This is a genomic window from Hydrogenovibrio marinus (assembly GCF_013340845.1).
GTDB lineage: Bacteria > Pseudomonadota > Gammaproteobacteria > Thiomicrospirales > Thiomicrospiraceae > Hydrogenovibrio > Hydrogenovibrio marinus.
In genome coordinates, this window is sequence record NZ_AP020335.1 from 1,849,998 (window position 1) to 1,869,348 (window position 19,351).

At 42.6% G+C, this 19,351-nt stretch carries 13 protein-coding genes, 2 tRNA genes and 1 rRNA gene; 1 reads left to right on the plus strand and 15 read right to left on the minus strand.

The features are described 5' to 3' along the window. Positions 1-349 precede the first annotated feature (349 nt). From HVMH_RS08840 to HVMH_RS08870, 7 genes are all read right to left on the minus strand, one after another. Positions 350-425: transfer RNA gene (locus HVMH_RS08840), tRNA-Ala, on the minus strand. Positions 426-431: 6 nt separating this feature from the next. Continuing rightward, positions 432-508 (minus strand) — tRNA-Ile (locus HVMH_RS08845). 72 nt (positions 509-580) lie between these two features. Further along, positions 581-2,124 (minus strand): 16S ribosomal RNA (locus HVMH_RS08850). Positions 2,125-2,498: 374 nt separating this feature from the next. Further along, the gene (locus HVMH_RS08855; RefSeq protein ID WP_029913216.1) at positions 2,499-6,353 is read right to left on the minus strand and encodes a YhdP family phospholipid transporter; all 3,855 of its coding nucleotides are present in this window, start codon (positions 6,351-6,353) and stop codon (positions 2,499-2,501) included. Positions 6,354-6,399: 46 nt separating this feature from the next. Next, the gene (gene rng / locus HVMH_RS08860) at positions 6,400-7,872 is read right to left on the minus strand and encodes a ribonuclease G (protein ID WP_029913213.1); all 1,473 of its coding nucleotides are present in this window, start codon (positions 7,870-7,872) and stop codon (positions 6,400-6,402) included. A 6-nt stretch (positions 7,873-7,878) separates the two neighbouring features. Beyond that, entirely contained in the window at positions 7,879-8,487 is a 609-nt protein-coding gene (locus HVMH_RS08865; RefSeq protein ID WP_029913208.1) for a Maf family protein, read from the minus strand. Next, positions 8,484-8,852, minus strand: a complete 369-nt coding sequence (locus HVMH_RS08870) for a diacylglycerol kinase (RefSeq protein WP_029913205.1) — start codon at positions 8,850-8,852, stop codon at positions 8,484-8,486. Before HVMH_RS08870 ends, HVMH_RS08865 begins: the two co-directional genes overlap by 4 nt. 115 nt (positions 8,853-8,967) lie before the next feature. Here HVMH_RS08870 and HVMH_RS08875 point away from each other — a divergent pair, with 115 nt between their 5' ends. Then, on the plus strand, positions 8,968-9,366 hold the full coding sequence (locus tag HVMH_RS08875; RefSeq protein ID WP_029913202.1) for a hypothetical protein: 399 nt from the start codon (positions 8,968-8,970) through the stop codon (positions 9,364-9,366). Positions 9,367-9,386: 20 nt separating this feature from the next. Here HVMH_RS08875 and HVMH_RS08880 read toward each other — a convergent pair whose 3' ends face one another. The 8 genes from HVMH_RS08880 to waaC all read right to left on the minus strand — a co-directional run bounded on the left by HVMH_RS08880 (position 9,387) and on the right by waaC (position 19,339). After that, positions 9,387-12,203 (minus strand): FAD-binding and (Fe-S)-binding domain-containing protein, encoded by a 2,817-nt coding sequence (locus tag HVMH_RS08880; protein WP_029913199.1) that lies wholly within the window; start codon positions 12,201-12,203, stop codon positions 9,387-9,389. A gap of 11 nt (positions 12,204-12,214) precedes the next feature. After that, on the minus strand, positions 12,215-13,381 hold the full coding sequence (locus HVMH_RS08885; RefSeq protein ID WP_029913198.1) for a nucleotide sugar dehydrogenase: 1,167 nt from the start codon (positions 13,379-13,381) through the stop codon (positions 12,215-12,217). A gap of 91 nt (positions 13,382-13,472) precedes the next feature. Next, positions 13,473-14,552 (minus strand): glycosyltransferase family 9 protein, encoded by a 1,080-nt coding sequence (locus HVMH_RS08890; protein ID WP_029913196.1) that lies wholly within the window; start codon positions 14,550-14,552, stop codon positions 13,473-13,475. Positions 14,553-14,554: 2 nt separating this feature from the next. Further along, the gene (locus HVMH_RS08895) at positions 14,555-15,250 is read right to left on the minus strand and encodes an FkbM family methyltransferase (RefSeq protein WP_029913194.1); all 696 of its coding nucleotides are present in this window, start codon (positions 15,248-15,250) and stop codon (positions 14,555-14,557) included. A gap of 37 nt (positions 15,251-15,287) precedes the next feature. Then, positions 15,288-16,016, minus strand: coding sequence for a glycosyltransferase family protein (locus tag HVMH_RS08900; RefSeq protein ID WP_029913192.1), 729 nt, complete (start codon positions 16,014-16,016; stop codon positions 15,288-15,290). Then, positions 16,009-17,265 (minus strand): O-antigen ligase family protein, encoded by a 1,257-nt coding sequence (locus tag HVMH_RS08905; RefSeq protein ID WP_029913190.1) that lies wholly within the window; start codon positions 17,263-17,265, stop codon positions 16,009-16,011. Before HVMH_RS08905 ends, HVMH_RS08900 begins: the two co-directional genes overlap by 8 nt. Continuing rightward, positions 17,266-18,318 carry a hypothetical protein gene (locus HVMH_RS08910; protein ID WP_029913185.1) on the minus strand — a complete coding sequence of 351 codons (1,053 nt, stop codon included), beginning with the start codon at positions 18,316-18,318 and terminating at the stop codon, positions 17,266-17,268. Further along, a complete protein-coding gene (gene waaC / locus HVMH_RS08915; protein WP_029913182.1) occupies positions 18,311-19,339 on the minus strand; it encodes a lipopolysaccharide heptosyltransferase I in 1,029 nt (342 codons plus the stop codon). Before waaC ends, HVMH_RS08910 begins: the two co-directional genes overlap by 8 nt. Between the last annotated feature and the right edge of the window lie 12 nt (positions 19,340-19,351).

Genomic DNA, 19,351 nt, shown 5'->3' on the forward strand with positions numbered 1-19,351 from the left:
TCTACAATCAAAGCCTAGTGAATTGCTGTAACTAAAAGTTTATCGCTGACATGTTTCGCTTGAGTAGACTCAGTGTTGATCTTTCGATCTTCACTAAAACTAAAATTGACTCAATTAAGACATTGTTACCTAGTACATCAATTAAGTTGAATTGCTTCTTCTTAATCAATGACTATTACTACGCACGAACCCGTTGGAGCAGGTTCGTGCTCCTATGACATGTCGGTGTCATAGGTTTCTCTTTTTCAGAGATTGATCCAAATTGTTAAAGAACTTCTTCAGTTATATTGTTACCAATATCACTGCTAATAATTTCTGATACTTACTCAGACTTTATTCACCGTAATATTGGTGGAGCTATGCGGGATCGAACCGCAGACCTCCTGCGTGCAAGGCAGGCGCTCTCCCAGCTGAGCTATAGCCCCAAGTCATGGTGGGTCTGGGTGGATTTGAACCACCGACCTCACCCTTATCAGGGGTGCGCTCTAACCAACTGAGCTACAGACCCAGGTCTTTTCTTCTAGTAATACAGAGACAATTTATGTGGAAGCCAGCTTAAGCTCGCAGTCACTTTTTTCTTAAAGGAGGTGATCCAGCCGCAGGTTCCCCTACGGCTACCTTGTTACGACTTCACCCCAGTCATGAATCACAAAGTGGTAAGCGCCCTCCCGAAGGTTAGACTACCTACTTCTTTTGCAACCCACTCCCATGGTGTGACGGGCGGTGTGTACAAGGCCCGGGAACGTATTCACCGTGACATTCTGATTCACGATTACTAGCGATTCCGACTTCATGGAGTCGAGTTGCAGACTCCAATCCGGACTACGAAGGGTTTTATGAGATTCGCGCACTGTCGCCAGCTAGCTGCTCTTTGTACCCCCCATTGTAGCACGTGTGTAGCCCATCCCATAAGGGCCATGATGACTTGACGTCGTCCCCGCCTTCCTCCGGTTTATCACCGGCAGTCTCTTTAGAGTTCTCAACTAAATGGTAGCAACTAAAGATAAGGGTTGCGCTCGTTGCGGGACTTAACCCAACATCTCACGACACGAGCTGACGACAGCCATGCAGCACCTGTCACTGCGTTCCCGAAGGCACCAATCTATCTCTAGAAAGTTCGCAGGATGTCAAGGGATGGTAAGGTTCTTCGCGTTGCATCGAATTAAACCACATGCTCCACCGCTTGTGCGGGCCCCCGTCAATTCCTTTGAGTTTTAATCTTGCGACCGTACTCCCCAGGCGGTCAACTTATCGCGTTAGCTGCGCTACTAACCTTTTTAATAAGGCCAACAGCTAGTTGACATCGTTTACGGCGTGGACTACCGGGGTATCTAATCCCGTTCGCTACCCACGCTTTCGCACCTCAGCGTCAGTTTTAAGCCAGGAAGGCGCCTTCGCCACTGATGTTCCTCCAGATATCTACGCATTTCACTGCTACACCTGGAATTCCCCTTCCCTCTCTTAAACTCTAGATTGCCAGTATCGGATGCAATTCCTAGGTTGAGCCCAGGGCTTTCACAACCGACTTAACAGTCCGCCTACGCGCGCTTTACGCCCAGTAATTCCGAATAACGCTTGCACCCTCTGTATTACCGCGGCTGCTGGCACAGAGTTAGCCGGTGCTTCTTCTAAAGTTAACGTCACACTAAGCAGGTATTAACTACTTAGCTTTCCTCACAATTGAAAGTGCTTTACAACCCTCAGGCCTTCTTCACACACGCGGCATGGCTGCATCAAGGTTTCCCTCATTGTGCAATATTCCCCACTGCTGCCTCCCGTAGGAGTCTGGGCCGTGTCTCAGTCCCAGTGTGGCTGATCATCCTCTCAAACCAGCTATAGATCGTCGCCTTGGTAGGCCTTTACCCTACCAACTAGCTAATCTAATATGGGCTCATCCTCTAGCGATACCTTCCAAGGAGAGGGCACCTTTAATCCGTAGATCACATTCGGTATTAGCATACGTTTCCATATGTTGTCCCCAACTAGAGGGCAGATTCCCATACATTACTCACCCGTCCGCCACTCGTCAGCAAGAAAGCAAGCTTTCTCCTGTTACCGTTCGACTTGCATGTGTTAAGCCTGCCGCCAGCGTTCATTCTGAGCCAGGATCAAACTCTTCAGTTTAATCTTTTGACTTGTTTTTTTAATTGCTTGTCTGCAACACAAATTAAACACTCGAAATTAACAAGGTACATGTATTATTAAATACCTAAGTATTCAACAATTAACCATATACATAGTTGTCGAGATATTTATGTTTTTAGCAACTACTCACTTAAGTAGCTCCCACATAAATTATCTCTGTATTACCTGATTTTTAAAGAACTAAGTCCGGCAAAAACATCTTATCAACATCCTTGCCTCTCTCTCGTAAAACTAGCTTGTCGTCCGAAAGAGATGCGTATTTTAAACATTCCTATTGGTTTTGCAACCCAAATTCACAAAAAAAGTTATTTTTTTTCTACAGACAAATATTAAAATCACTCAACCCTTTGTTTTTATTGGCTTTCTAATATTGAATCTTCTTTGCTTGTTGGCTTACTTTTTAACTTAAGCAAATCCAAGCTCAAACCTCTTTCTTTAATAATAGGCTTATCAAAGGTGCCTGAAACCTCATAACGGTAGGTAACCAGATCATCATTTACTATCGGAACCACTTTCAAAAAGGCATAAGCAGCTAAGCCTGCAAGCGGGTTGGCCACGCCACTTAATGCAACCAGCGCAGGAATGCTTTCGCCAATCGCAGGTGTAATGTCCGCCTTGAGAGACATATCTTTTTGAATCAGATTTATCTGCCCGAAGACATTAGCCGAAGCGGCGGGGGCTTTGAGCTCGAGCTTCTCTAAATCAAACACACCTCTATTAAACTGGCCATTTCCTTTTATGCTGTCATAAGCCAACCCCTTATCCGTAACATCGGATACATCCAGCTTCAATCGACGTGCAAGTGAATCAAAACTTAGCAATCCAAGCACTCTAGCAATACCCGGTTCAGCATTAACAATGACACCATTTTTCAATGAAAAGTCTATTGTTCCTTTTATCGTAATCGGTGAATAACAGTCATAGGCACCAGCCCATGTCACCTTCATTCCCAGCTGACCATCCTTACCTTTAAAACCCTTTTTGATACCTAACAAATTGGATAGCTGTTCGACATTGGAGGCATGAATATTTCCATCTAAAGAACTCAAATTTGCTTGCTTATCGAAACGATACTCCCCTGACAGAACGGTGTGCAATCTCGAAAAATCAGCATTTAACTTTGATAATACGATTTCTTTATCGCTATCCGACAAATCAAAACTTAACTTTGAAACCAAACGATCGTCTACTTCAATATTTGTTCCAGTAAAATGAATCTTCGGCAAATTAATCGGATTCTCATGAGTTGCACACTTTGGCTCGACACTCGGCTTATCAGCAATTGACGCTAAATCGGGCGCCTGTCTTTTACCTTTTTCTTCAATCTGTCTTTTAGTTTTTATCTTCAAAAACGCGACATCAACATTAAATGCGTCCGAAGCAGATTTTGTCATCACCAAAGCAGTTTCATCTGCCTTCAGATTGAACGCGAGGAATTTTTCTTTTTGGCTTGGTCGTTTGACCGAGTCCCAGTTCATATTAACGTGGTTAAAATCATAACCTCCCAACACAAGCTTATTGACTTTTAAATCAGATGCTTGCCATACAACCACCGCTGAAGGCTTCGTCGATCTTTTAGCATTAGAAAGTAAATCACTCCAATCATCTACATCCAGTGAGGAAATTGCTCCGCGCACACTGTATCCTTTGACCGGCATAGGGAAGCCTACTGATTGGTCCCCCAATACAAGTCTCAAGTTTTTGGGTGTGGATTTATCTGTATCCCAGTCTGCATAAAATTTAGCATTGCCAGCAACAATGCCCTTCGCCCTCACCAATTGCTTCTGAATAGTCAAATCCAATTGAAACGACTTTTTATGATCAGCTGTTGCAGCAAACACTTCCAGCGGACTCGGCAACAAACTTTTCACCTGCTCTAAAGCGGCACTTGTGATCACTTTGACTGGTTCTGATTTTTTCAATGGAATTACAACCCGTGTCGTCCATGGCAAAGCTCCCTGAAGGTATTGATTATTTAACACTGCATCACCATGCGATTGAAGATCAACCTGACCTTTCTCTGTTTTCACATCGAGTGTTAAGCCTCCCCCCATCGCTTGACCGGAAATAGGCTTAGCGGATTCTACTTTTGACTCGGTGAAGTTGAGCTTTCCATTCAAGTTTTGTAAGTCAATTGTGTCAAACAAGTTGGCGTTCACGTCAGTCAACGTGACATCACCATTCACTGACTCCGTTTTTTTGTCAAACCCGTAAACTGGTACCCAGATCTTTTTCAATCCAACATGAACCTTACCGTGAGCAACGAGTTGAGAGTCAAGAAACTCTTTAATACCCAGCTTTCCAGTTAATGGCGTGTTATTTATAAAACTGAGCGCCCCTTGGGCATCTGCATCTGCATCGCCCGAAATATCAACTGCTATATTTTTACTGTCTAGATTATTGATATTCACTTCGACATTTGATGCATCCACATCCATAAGTTTGGCTTTAGCGGAGGTAATCTTAAGGTTATACGGAGTGAACTCGAGCTTAGCCGCAAAGTCTTTTACCGAAGGCCAAGTCGGTTGAAATTTTAGCTCTGTATTTTTGACATAAGCTTCGGCTTTAAAAAAGCCGGGGCCTTTCCTAAATGGAAAATCATCCAGCTTGCCCTTAAAGTGAGCGGTGCCATGAACATCATCCCCACTAACGAGTGCAGACTTCAGCCAATTTTCCAACGGCTTGGACATAATGCTATATGGAAGGTAAGACTTAACTTTTTCAACAGTGCCTGGCACAATCGTTGCCGTTGCATCCACACCACCTCCAAGCAAACTAGTAGCTCTCAAAGTGGCAGGCATGTCATCTATCGCGAAGCTGACTTTGTCTAGTGTCCACAGGTTCTCATCGCCACCACCTTGACTGACAGTTAACTGAATAGGTTTAGCAAACGTAAACTTGATGGGTTCCGACTTAATGTACTTAGACGACAATTTCACCGGATCTAAAGTCCTAATTTGCACCTTATCATGATCTTTTACAAAGCTAAGGTTACTAATGGACAGCCCTGGAATACCATCTTGTGGTTCTAACTGTACCGCTGGCAATTGAAAGCTAAGTTTTGACAAGGAAGCCGTCTTAAAATTAAATACACCATGCAATTGATTTAACTCTAAAGACTTCAACTCTTTGCCAACACCTTGGTATTCGATGCTATGCAGTACAACATCAAACAGTGGCTTAATTTCATGAAGCTTGAATTTTTCAGCTGAGAAGGAAAGGTTTTGGTTTTGAGTCAAACTCAAGTAAACAGGAGAAATCGTTTGTACATATTGGTCATCAAAACGCAGCTTTTCGAGTTCAAAAACCCAGTCAGTGTAAGGCCCGGCAATGAAGTCGGTTTTAGACTTTAACCTCAAAGTGACGCCAATACTTTTGGGCAATAATCGATCATGAGCTGGCCAACTTAGATCCTGTATCGTCAAATAAGTTCTTAAGCGTTTCAGACGCCCATCTTGAAGTCGAAACTTAATATCACCAACCATTTCACCCTTAGGCAGCTTGGATGTAACTTTTGTTGAAGCAAAGTGATAAACATCATCCAAACTCACTGGCTTTAATATGGAGACGGAACCTTCCCCTTCTTGTGGAACATTCCACAGATTGGTAGAAAAATCTCCTTTGACCTGCAATTCATTGGCGATTTTTTGCCCAGTCATCACCTCCAACAACCCGACAAACGACCATCTCAACCCAAAAAAGGACTGGAACAACTTCACATCAACAGTAAAGGGTTTGGCTTGATTAAAGGTGAGTTGTGCATTGTCTACCTTGATAGACTTCCAGAGTTTCTGTAAACGCCAACTTTTGACATACGTCGGAAGGTTTTGCCAGTCCACATCACTCACATTTGTGTCCGCACCACCACTCAACAAAACGGTCAACCCACTCAGTTCCAAGTGATTTCCATATTTCAATTGTGGAATCCAAGGCGCAAAAATATTCACATCACCAGAAAGTCTCTGTAAGGCAAGGTGAGTGGAAGCATCATCATATTTCAAGCCATTGATTTGAAAGTCTGCCCCCAGCCAGTTTTGATCTGCTTGAATAGAGTCGACGTGAATCTGTGATTGCGTAACAGTCTCTACAAAGGAAATGGCTGTATCAGGCGCGTATTGAACCCAGGTAATGAACGCTCTCATTACAAGCAAATAGGCAACAAAAACCCCTACAACAATCAGAGAGATTCTATAAAACCAATCACGCATGAAAACCTTACCTAACACTTCAGTTTAAACTTCAACGTCGCGTGACTTAAGACATCACAACATCGAATTGCTCAACAAAATATCCGCTCTCTGCTTGAAAACGGATACTTTTCTCCAAGAAACTTTCCAGCTCCGCTACCCTTGTAGAAGCCTCATCCAAGATATAAGAGACCACTGACTCAGCAGCAATCACTCGATACTTTTCAGCATCAAATTGCTTTGCCATCCGTGTAATTTCACGGAATATCTCAAAAGAAATCGTCTCAGGTGTTTTGACCGACCCTCTACCGTGACAAACCAAACAGGGTTCACAAAGCGTTCTCTCCAAACTTTCTCTGGTACGCTTGCGAGTCATTTCAATCAAGCCAAGTGAAGAAATCTCACTCATAGAGGTTTTCACTCGGTCTTTTGCCAACTCTTTCTGTAATGCTGCATATACAACTTTCTTGTGTTCTTCGATATCCATATCAATCAAATCAAGAATGATAATGCCACCCAAATTTCGTAGCCTTAACTGCCTAGCGATTGCTTGTGTCGCTTCAAGGTTAGTTCTAAAAATGGTTTCTTCTAAGTTTTTGTGTCCAACAAAGCCGCCTGTATTCACATCAATCGTTGTCATGGCTTCGGTCTGATCAATCACCAAGTACCCGCCAGATTTCAGATTTACACGTTTTTCCAATGCCTGCTGAATTTCTTCTTCGATGTTGTAAACATCAAAAATCGGACGTTCCCCTTGATAGCGATGAAGCTTATTAGATAATTCCATCACATAAGACTCGGCAAAGTCTTTCATCTTCTTGAAGGTTTCAAGAGAGTCCACTCGAATTTCTTCAATGCGGTCACTTGGAATGTCTCGCAACAAATGAAGATACAGCGGCAAATCTTCGTAGACTAAAGCAGAGGTTCTGACCTTCTTCGCTTTTTCCTGAATCACGCCCCAAAGCTTTTGCAAGTAAATCAAATCCGCTCTCATCTCATGGAAGTCGACGCCTTCAGCAACCGTTCGCACAATGAACCCGCCTTCAGATTCGGTTGTTTCCGGCATCGATTTAATCAATTCTCTCAAACGTTCGCGCTCATCCGCATCTTCGATTTTCTGAGAAACCCCCACCATCTTTTCACCCGGCATATACACCAACATACGAGAAGGAATGGTCGCATTCATTGTCAAGCGCGCGCCTTTAGAGCTAATAGGGTCCTTAACGACTTGCACCATCACTTTTTGCCCGGCATGAAGAAACTTGGTGATGTCTTCGCAATCCGGCTCCACAGTTTTACCGATGGTACTAGGGCAAACATCCGATACATGCAAAAATGCTGTACGCTCCAAACCAATATCAACAAACGCGGCTTGCATCCCTGGCAAGACTCTGTCAACTTTGCCAATATAAATATTGCCAACCAACCCTTTTTTATTGGCTCGCTCAATCCAGACTTCCTGCAACACCCCATTTTCGACCCATGCAACCCGGGTTTCATAAGGGGTGACGTTCACCAAAATTTTTTCTTCATTCGACATAATGCTTCACACTTCACTAATCGGCTGATAAAAACCGGACTCTTTTAATAATTCCTGTAATTCAAATAGTGGCAACCCCATCACACCGGAAAAACTGCCTTCAATTTTTTCGATAAACCCTGCCGCTATACCTTGGATAGCATAGGCACCTGCCTTATCGCATGATTCACCAGTTTGCCAATAGGTTTCTATTTCTGCATCACTTAAGGTGCGAAAGAACACGCGTGTTTTGTTCACCGCCGAGAAAATGGCACCATCATGCATGACCGCCACAGATGACAAAACTTCATGCGAGCAACCAGACAACTGCCTGAGCATTCGGAAAGCATCTTGCTGATTTCTCGGCTTTTCAAACACCTTGTCCCCAAACAGTATCAAGGTATCGCCGCCAATCACCCAAATATCGTCACCTGCCAACTTATTGTAACCAGAATCCGCTTTTTCAAACGCCATGCGCAACACATAAGACTCTGCCGATTCACCCGGCAACCCGACCTCTTCTACCGGCGCATTCACCACTTCACAATGCAAGTTGAGCTGTTTTACCAACTCAAGCCTTCTGGGCGAGCTGGACGACAAAAACAGTTTATTTTGTTGTGATACGCCTGAACTCATAAAAACCTTTCCAACAAAAAACCAACCCAAACGCCTATCGCAATCACAAAACTCAGCAACACCGCCGCAGAGGCTTGGTCTTTGGCACGCCCCGAAAGCTCATTGTATTCATGACCGATTCGATCTACTGCCGTCTCCAATGCCGAATTCAACAACTCGACAATCATGACAAAAATCCACACACCCAACAGTATTGCAATATCCCATACCGTCTTGCCTAGCCAAAAGGCGACAGGCACCAACACCACAAATAACCAAATTTCTTGACGGAAAGCTTCTTCTTCCCGGTAAGTCGACACCAAACCATTTATAGAGTTCATCCCTGCAAATACAATACGTTTAATTCCTTTGTGGGGCGATTTCACAACGAATCCTTTTACAATTTTAGAGTGAGCCAGTAATATTCGACAAATGCCCTCTATTCTACCCGCAATAAAAGGCAATATTTAGAAGAAACCTTTAAAAAATAAGACCGACAAAATGGATATTATCATTCAAGACCATTCACCAGAAAACCTGGAAAAGATTTACGAAAATAAATTCCTGTATCAAACCGAAATTTATTCTTTGATGTGTGAGGAAACGGACATCCCATGGTTACAGTTCATTCCGAACCGCGAATTGTCAGATACCGACTATGCAGCAAGAGTATATGGCGAGATTTATCGTGTGGCTGACCACTTGAAAAGAAAAGGATTGGCAGAACACTTCAACGTCGCAAAAATCGGCAATAAGCTACCTTACTACCACATTCACTTGGTTTTCAGAAAGCCTAACGACAAGGCTTGGCCCGAACCTATTTGGTGCTTAGAGAATTTAACCCCGAACAAAGAGATGCAGCAAAAGCTCAAAACACTACTTGCCGACTTTTATAGCTAAGCCCCCAACCTGGCAGATTTTTATCGTCTGCCAGCCGAACTCCACTCAATATCCTGCAACGCTTGCAAAAACACTTGCGCTGAGTGCAATCCTTGTTTGCTAGAGAAGTCATCCAATTGATGACGGCAACTGGTACCTGTGGCAACGATCAACGCATCACCCTCTTCAATCGCCGGTAGCAAGCTTTGCTCCGCAATCTTCTTTGAAACATCATAATGACGATAGCCAAACTCACCTGACATGCCGCAACAACCTGAAGCAATGCGTTCAACTTCCAGAGCCGGAATCAGGCTTAATGCCTTTGCAACATCCGCTTCTTTCGCCAACGACTTTTGATGACAATGTGTATGCACCTTCACCTTCCGAGTTAATGCTTGGAAAGGCAACTCGCCTTTTTCGGCAAGTTTCAAAACGGCTTCTTCAAACAATAAAATCTGCCAGGTTTGGGTCTCTGCTTTCATTAGAGCTTGAGCTTCATCGCGCCACACCAAGACTTCGGAAGGCTCAATACCGACAATCCAATCATTTTCCTGAACAGCTGACAGCTGACGATTAATATCTAGCAAAGCTTTGCGAGCACCATCCAACAACCCTTGGCTAATCAAAGCCCTGGGGGATGCCTCTAAAAAAATCGGCTGAACGTCACAACCCAATTTATGCAATGTCAAAATAGCGGCTTGACCCACTTCCGATTCTTGATAGCGACTATATAAGTCACACAAAAGCCAAACGCGTTGGCAATTATCTTTAGATGCATTATCAGTCGTTTGCCACCAACGGCTTAATTCCAGATTAGAAAGCGTAGGCAAGGCTCTGCGACTATCGACATTCATCAAGCGCTTCACCCAACCTAAGTTTTGCACTTGGTTATAAATACGAGGGAACACACTCCCCACCCGCATCAAAAAGCCGTAATATTTCAACGCCAAACGAGACAAACTCATTTTGCCGGTTTGATAAAGCACTTCCGCCTTTAATCTCGCCATATCGACATTGGCCGGACACTCAGAGTGACAGGCTTTACAACCAAGACACATTTCCAAGGCGTCCTGTAACTCAGCATTCGACAGCGCCGTTTGAGGGTTTGGCTCAGTCAAAGCAAACCGCAACAGGTTACTTCGACCACGTGTTGAGTAGTTTTCTTCTCTCGTGGCTTGATAGGATGGACACATGGTGCCGGTCGATTTACGGCACGCCGCTGCACCATTACACTTTTCCACAGCATCCATGAGTGATAAATCATTAGACCAGTCAAACCCCGTTGTTAAAGTCGCTTGAGGTTGACGTGCCGCTCTGAGATTTTGGGTAATCGGCATATCGCCGATAATGACACCGGGGTTCAACAAATTTTGAGGGTCAAACAGTCGCTTCAAATTCACCAAGCATTGATATACCGTCTCCCCCACCTGTTCTTTAATGAAAGGTGCTCGAATGCGTCCATCGCCATGTTCACCGGAAATCGCACCACGATAAGACTTCACTAACTTGGAATTACGCTTGGCGATTTCTTCAAATAGCTGCCGCCCTTTTTCCGTTGCCAAATCTAATTCTGGACGAATATGGATTAACCCGACAGAAGCGTGCCCATAATAGATACAGCCAACCCCTAACTCTGCCATCATTTGCTCAACATCATGGTAATAATCTGGCAGTTTTGCTACCGGAACAGCCGCATCTTCAATGACAGCAACTGCTTTTTGCCGCGTGATTTTCCCCATCAGCAAGCCAAGACCTGCTTTGCGAATGCTCCACACTTTGTCGCTGTCCGCCGCATCAATAATAGGCGTGGCGTAAGAGCCTTTCTCAGCCAGCCATGCCTGGCAAATTCTTAAACGCGCATTCAAACTATCCAAACAATCATCAAACAACTCAACCACCAAAACCGCCGCCGGGTCATCTTGTATCCAAAAACGGTTAGGCTGCAAAGCCTTGTTGTCCTTGGTTCCTTCAAGCGTTGGGCGATCAATCAACTCAATCGCGGCAGGGTGAAACTGCAAAAATTCGGGGACAACCTGCATAGCCTCGCGCACGGAATGGTAGTGTGCACAAATCAATTGGCGATGTTTCGGCGCTTCAACCAACCCCAACCTGGCAGATTTTACAACCGCGAGCGTTCCCTCACTGCCGCAGATAAGCGGTGTTAAGTTAAACGGTTTGCCATGAGGGTTAAACGGTTGATGATGACGATACAACTCATCCAAAGCATAGCCGGTGTTGCGACGTTTGATAGATGCATCGGGAAAGTTTTCAAGAATTGTGTCGCCGTGTTCTTCAAGCATTGACATCACACCGCGGTATAAATGCCCTTCCAAAGTATCAAGGGTTTGCTTGTGCGCCAATTCTTCTGTGGTCAAATCTTCAAAAATAACTTCGGAGCCATCTGACAGAATCACTTCAACAGACTTTACATGCTCTCGTGTGGTGCCGTAATAAACCGAGTAGGAACCACAGGAGTTATTACCAATCATGCCACCAATCATGGCTCGATTGGAGGTTGATGTGTCTGGTGCAAAGCGAAGCCCGTTGGCTTTTACATAAGCATTCAAATCATCTTGAATGACACCAGGCTCAACAACGACTTCCTTTCTCTCAGGGCGGTAATCCAGAATTTGCGTAAGGTGCTTGGAGACATCAATCAACACTTCAGAGCCAATTGCCTGGCCACCAAGCGATGTCCCGCCTGCTCGCATCGTAACGGATTGTTTATTGGAAAAGGCTTCGCGGCAGGTCTTGACGAGTTCGGGAAGTGAACGAGGGGTGACCCATTTGTTTAACGGAAATTCGTAAACTGAAGCATCTGTAGCTGACTTAGAAAAAGAATTGTTTTGCGGGGGCATACTTAAGTGATTTAGTCATTACCAAATAAATCACGAGTATACACCTTTTCCAACACATCTTGAATCTCATCAGACAGCCTATTAGCAACAATAACATCACTAATTCGCTTAAATTCTTCTAAATCATTCAACACTTTTGAGTTAAAAAAATGGGAATCTTTTAACACAGGCTCATAGACAACGACATCAATGCCTTTGGCTTTGATTCTTTTCATCACACCTTGAATGGACGATGCCCGAAAGTTGTCTGATCCTTGTTTCATCACCAATCGATAAATGCCAACCACCTTGGGCTGTTTTTTGATAATGTCAAAAGCGACAAAATCCTTTCGAGTGGTATTGGCATCGACAATCGCCTTGATGAGGTTATTTGGTACATATTGGTAGTTGGCCAATAACTGCTTGGTATCTTTTGGCAAGCAATACCCACCATAACCAAAAGAAGGATTATTGTAATGCCCACCAATACGCGGATCTAAACTCACGCCATCTATAATCTGCCTTGAGTCCAATCCATGACTGATGGCAAAAGTGTCTAACTCGTTAAAATAGGCGACTCGCATCGCCAAATAAGTATTGGAAAATAACTTGATAGCTTCTGCCTCGGTAGAGTTGGTATACAGAACAGGAATATCTTCTTTTACCGCCCCCTTCACCAGCAAAGAGGCAAAATCTCTGGCTCTTTCTGAGTCTTCACCTATGATGATTCTCGATGGATAAAGGTTGTCATAAAGAGCCTTTCCCTCTCTTAAAAACTCGGGAGAAAATAGGATATTGTGCGCTAGGAACTTTTGTTTGATACGTTCCGTATAGCCGACAGGAACTGTCGATTTAATCACCATCACCGCATTTGGATTAATCGATATGACATCAGAAATGACACTTTCGACGGAACTGGTATTGAAGAAATTGGTTTCAGTATCGTAGTCGGTAGGCGTTGCGATAATGACATAGTCCGCACCGACATAGGCTTCTTGCTTATCCAACGTTGCTCTGAAGTTTAAATCTTTTGTTTCTAGAAAGTGTTCAATTTCTTTATCTTCAATTGGACTTTGTTTCTGATTGAGCATTAGAACCTTTTCAGGCACAACATCCAGAGCTATCACTTCATTGTCTTGCGCCAGTAACAACGCATTTGCCAGGCCCACATAGCCTGTTCCAGCCACCGCAATTTTCATAATTTTCCACCCTATACTTAGACTTAAAATGCTAAGCACTAATGATGAAAATTCGGTGTTAGTTTGATGAAGGAATTATGTCAATAACACTTCAGGCCAAGCTGTCAATTGCAGCCAAAACCTTTTCGGCCTTGAGAGATGTCATGCACTTCAATTCATTCGGGCAAACGTCTTTTGCCTTATAAAGGTAGCACGGACAACAGTCGAGCGTATCTTCAATAATCGCTATGTGACGTGAATCATGGACTGGAAAGCATGAAATCGGCGGCACAACATTGAATAAGCCGATGACATGAGGTTTACTAACTGCCAAAGTCATATGTATAAAACCGGAGTCAGGCCCAACCACAAAATCCACATAACTTAGGATGGCAGCGGTTTGCGTGACGGAATGAGACTGCACATCAATATCAGGCAACCCCCACGCATCAAGTAGCTGCTTACCTTGCTCAACTTCATTTTTTCCAACCAGCATGACTGGCTTTATTCCTCGAGCGATAATTTGCGTTAAGGTTTCTTTCCAACCAGAGTCAGTCCATCGGCGTTTTGGGTCTGTCGAAAATGGATTAAAAGCAAAAATCTTTTGCCCAGCCGTGTTTGACTCAAACCAGGATTTTGCGTATGTTTTATCTTCATCTGAAACCCAAACTTCACGATCAAACACACCTTGTGGCGTAATCCCTATCGCCCTTAGGTAGTCAAACATATTTTCAGGACGGTACCGGGAATGAAATTCTTGATGCATCTGTACCGTTAATAATGGCCCCGTTCCATCATTGTCGTAGCCAACTCGATTCGGCACGCCAGCCAAATACACCATCAACGCTGATCGAAGATTCCCTGTCGCCAAAAAAGCCAAATCAAACCCTTCAGCTTTAATCTTCTTCATTGTCGCCCAGCTTTCAGACTTGTTGAACAACCAAACTTCATCGACATAAGGACAGTTTTGCATAATAGGATAGGTCAGCGAGCCCACCATATTAACGATGTGAGCATTTGGAAAAGCTCGACGCAGTTCTCTAAAAAAAGGAGAACTAAACATTAGGCCGCCCAGCTGATCTATGCCATGCACAAAAATCTTAGAGACTTTCTCAACATCAAAATGTTTTTTGATGTTTAAGCGCTGATGAGGCTCAAAAAAATCCAACGATGGCTTTATTTTTTCCTGCATTATTAATATTCCAAAACAAACAGCACGTCATTTCTTGCATGATATGCAATATAGCCTAAATCTTTTAGGTATGATTTTAATTGAGTTCTCTTTGCCTTTCCTATATGTTTATCTTCAAACAAAACTGCTTTAGGCTTAACTTCATCAAATGGAAACAGCATAACTGACTCATAATCAAAGCCTTCTGCATCTATCATCAATAAATCAAGGTTATTAATCAAATATTCTTTAATTAAGCTAGAATAGGTTATTGTTTCAACATCGGTCTTTACTACATAGTCATCTATTGTTTTAGCATTCTCAAAACTTAGCTTATGCATATTAGATTTGATTTCTTTTGAAACATGCCCTCTTGAAAAAGAAGCCACGCCCGATAAATCTGAATATTGCCGCACCAAAAAGTCGTCTACGGAATATAAACTTGTAATACCGTTTGTGCCAGACAATGCCTTATTAACAAAATTTAAGCCTTCAACCGACTGATAGTTCTCTTTCAGATTTTTAAAAACCTCAATCTGGGGTTCCAACAGCACCCCTTTAACTTTATTTAATAAAACATACTTTCTAATCGGGTCACACAATTGCCCATCATTAGCTCCAATTTGGAGCATCACACAATCTTTCGCATACAAAAAAAGTAAATCTAAGTAACTTTCTACTTCCACATGTGATTTTTTAAAAAAGTTTTTTAAACTCAAACTCTTTTCCTCAGGTCACTACAAAATGAACTTCGTTCTATTTCCAAAATTCTTTTACCCATGGTGCACATCGATACTTGTCATAAGGGCCGTCCATAACATCTTCTGGATCAGGTTTACCATGAAACAAAACAATTGCCGTATTCTCTGGGTAATCAACCTCCCCCCTTGGCAATAGGAAAGGCATTTTCTTTCTGAAAAAACGCCCCACCTTTCCAAAGGAAAAAGGTGTCTTGCAATCTAAATCAATTTTAAAAGACTTAATAAGTTGTTTCGGATAAATGGTCGCATTTTGATAAATATACTGTATCCAATCTTGATCGCCATGCATCTGATTTACTACGAGGTCTTTTTGCACATCAAAGGCATCCCAAATAAAACTGAACTTTTCAGGATAAAAACACATTACAGAGCTGTTGTACTGGTGCTCGGTATCATCCGCTGAAATACAAAAGTCATCACTATAAGTCACAACATCATTCAATGAGTTTAAAATAACGACGTCTAAATCCAAGAAAAGCACTTTATCACCAGCAGAAGCGTCTAAAAATCCACGTTTAAAAATCAAAAGCTTGTACCACCAACCTTTTAAACCCAAATCTGGCAGCGGCTGAATTTGTATTTCAGGGTTAAGACCTTCTGAATTCTCCGTGATACAAGTAAATGTAAATGGCAAACTCATATGAGTTTTGACCATTCGATAAAGTCGATTGACGTATTCCGGCCCGTACTTTGTACCCCATTTCAAACAAACAACTTTAATCATGTTTTTTACCTAACTCATCTCGATAAAAAAGAATTACCGAACCAATCGTTAACATATATAAGATAGTGGTGTAAGTATAGGTAAAAATTGCGCCAAAAAATAAAATAAACCAGAATCCAACCATAAAGCCTATTCCAAAAATGGCTTCTTCCTTCCTTCCATATTTAAAGAGTTGGTACAGTACTTTGATGGGATACCCTATAAACAAAATTAAAGAAATAATGCCTGCGATACCAGATAAAACAAAATCCATTAAAAACTGGTTGTGCAAGTGGGTAAAGCTAGAAATTGAGTTCTTGACCTCTTCAGAATAGTTTGTAAGTCGCACGTAGTGCTTTAGCTCTGTTTTATATAAATTTGGCCCAACACCTAAAACGTAGTGATTCTCTACCATCTGCATTCCAACTTTTAACATTGCTAAACGCATGCCCATGGAGGAATAATAATTACTATGCTCTGCTAGTTTATAGTCATGAAACGTCTCATCCAATTTACTCTTTGATAAATACATTGAACTACCAATCACAGCTAAGGCAATAATAACAACACCCAATTTCTTGACACAACTTAAGCTTTTCGTACTAAACAGAAAATAAACCACTGTAAAAAAAAGTGGAACCGTAATCATCGCCAAGGCAGTTCTGGAGGCAACCAAAGCTGACAACAAAAAAGCCACAAAATATAGCACTAAATAAACCGCTCTGCGCTCTTTCAAAAAAAGAAGTCCCAGCAAAAAGGCTGTCAAAGGCAAAAAGAACCCAGTTTTTCCCAAGTCAGCCAGTACTCCTCCATATCGGTATCCCACGTACCAGCCTTTAGAGATATAGAGCTCTAGCCCTAACAAAAGAATTGCAAAAATCAGCGACATGAATGCCACTGACTTAATAACCGTAGTACCTAATTTCAATTTAATAGAAATCCAAAACCAAACCAACAGCAATAAAATAAACCCGGATGAAGACAATCGCCAGATACCATCACAAGTATATGGAGGGCGTAGCAAAAAACTTAAAACAAATACAAGTGTATAAATCATAGCCACCCATATCCAACCTTTTTCAAAGGCATTGAGAGATATGTTTTTTTTACTCCATGCTACGATTGACAACAAAATGAGAGATAAAAGAAAAAGAGTTCCCCCTATCTGGGAAGCACTCTCAAAATACAACGGTGCAATTGCTGCTGCTGTCATGACAACAAATAATCGCTTTTGCCAAACTTCACTCATGTTTTGTAGTTTCGCCAACATTTATAAACTTCTCTTTTCTATCACTTTAATTTCAAATTTTCTAAGTAACTCTAATAACTGGAGTTGGTAAGGATCATCAAGGTTAATATTTGCTATCACCGACAAATCAGGTCGTAACATTTTGGAGGTGAGCATCACTGTCGTGAAGTCTCCAATAATTTCGGCGTTTGATTTTAAAACCGGCAGCAGAAACTCGAATGCAAGGTTACTCGGGAGCAGCATCGTTCCAAGTTCTTTCAGGTTAAAGGCATCTTTCTCTGTAAATCTAGGGTGATACTTAACAGACACCTTGAAACCACTACCAACCTTATCTCTAATGGACGACTTCAGCCTTTCCACATAGCCTGGCATTTTTTGCACATCGTTTGGATGGGGAAGAATGAAAAACACATCCACTTCTCCAGCGGTTTTTGCATTACAATCAAACGCATCCAGCAAGCTTTGAGCCCAATGTTGCAATGGTTTACAGGAAAGCAGAGAAAAATCAATCGGGCAAACCTCCCGGTTTTTTAAAGATTCCAATGCAAAATCCGCATTCATCAAAATGGATCTAGAAATATAGGGAGAGGTACCCGGCGTTCTGGGTTCTTGCCACCAAGAGCCATAGACTATTTTTTTTACCAAACTATTTAAAAAATGCTCATAAACAGGTCTTTTCCACGTCAAATAACTGTAAAGCCCATCATCCAAATATGTCCCTACAACATCATTAGTTGCTTTTCGCAGGCGGTGCATCACATATTGAAACTCTATGCGGCGATCACTACCCGTAACCACCTCATCAAATCCATAGCCTTCCAACAAACGATCCAATGCCTGAAAATTTTGATGCCGTTCTTCTAGTTTTGCCCTACCCTTTGACACATCATACAAAACGGACACTTCTTTAAAGGGAGACTCCTGCAATGCCAACAACGTTTCGGCGTAAGGTGTAATTGTCTTTTGATCAATATAGACCAAAACATTTTCACCCCCTCTCGACTGCGCATCCAAAAAACTAAGCAGTAAATTAAAAGGGGTAGAAGGCAAATATAAACGCTTAACTTCACTCATGGGACACCATTCCATCAAGCGCTTGAAAAACAGTGTCCACATCCAATCCTTTTAGAGATGCTTCCTGTTGTTGAGCATCTCTAAATGACTTCACATAATTTTCTGCTTCTGGCGAAACCAGATGGCATACCGACTCACCCAAAGCGCCCACCAATTTAGGATCGGTTACTCGGTACAAAACGACCATCGGCACATCCAACGCAGTGGCGACATGAGACAAACCAGTATCAACAGAAGCCACAGCCTTTGAAAACTTCAATATTCTTGCAATATCGTTCAAACTGAGAAGCTGTTCGGGTACCCACGTACAGCCTTCGCATCCCTGTTGCAAACGATATGAGCGTTCTTGCTCTTCCTTCGAGCCCCAAGGCAAAATAACCTTATACCCAACCTGGCAGATTTTGTGCAGCAGCTCACGCCAATACTCTTCTGGCCAGCATTTTGTATCCCAAGTCGTTCCGTGTAGAAAAACCATGTAAGGCTCTGACTGCCAGGGTAGCTCAGGCCTTTTCCAGTCAGATGTATTCAGACCATAGGCGATTGATGAATTTGGAGAAATTGAATAATTAAGTGCTTTGGAGAATAGCTCTCTAAGCCGAGTGATGGCATGCTGTGCTTTTCCGACATGAATCTTGTGGTTGTAAAATAAGCTCACCAAGGGCTCTCTTACGCTGGAGAAATCCATGCCATAAATTGGCGCCTCAACTTTTTTGGCAACCCACAAGCTCTTATACAAGCCTTGTGCATCTAACACCAAATCATATTGAGTGCGATTGATTTCTTCAAAGAAAGTTTTTATTTCGGATCGGGTTTTGGAACTAAAAGGGGTTTTACGCCAGCGTCTTAATTCAATCGGGTAAACCTTATCCACCACAGGATGCCAGCTTGGAATTTCAGCAAATGCCTTTTCAACCACCCAATCAACGGTGAGGTCTGGGATATTGGCTTGCGCGTCGGAAAGTGCAGGGAATGCATGAAACACATCCCCCATAGAAGACATTTTGATTAACAGAATGCGCATGAACTCTCTAAA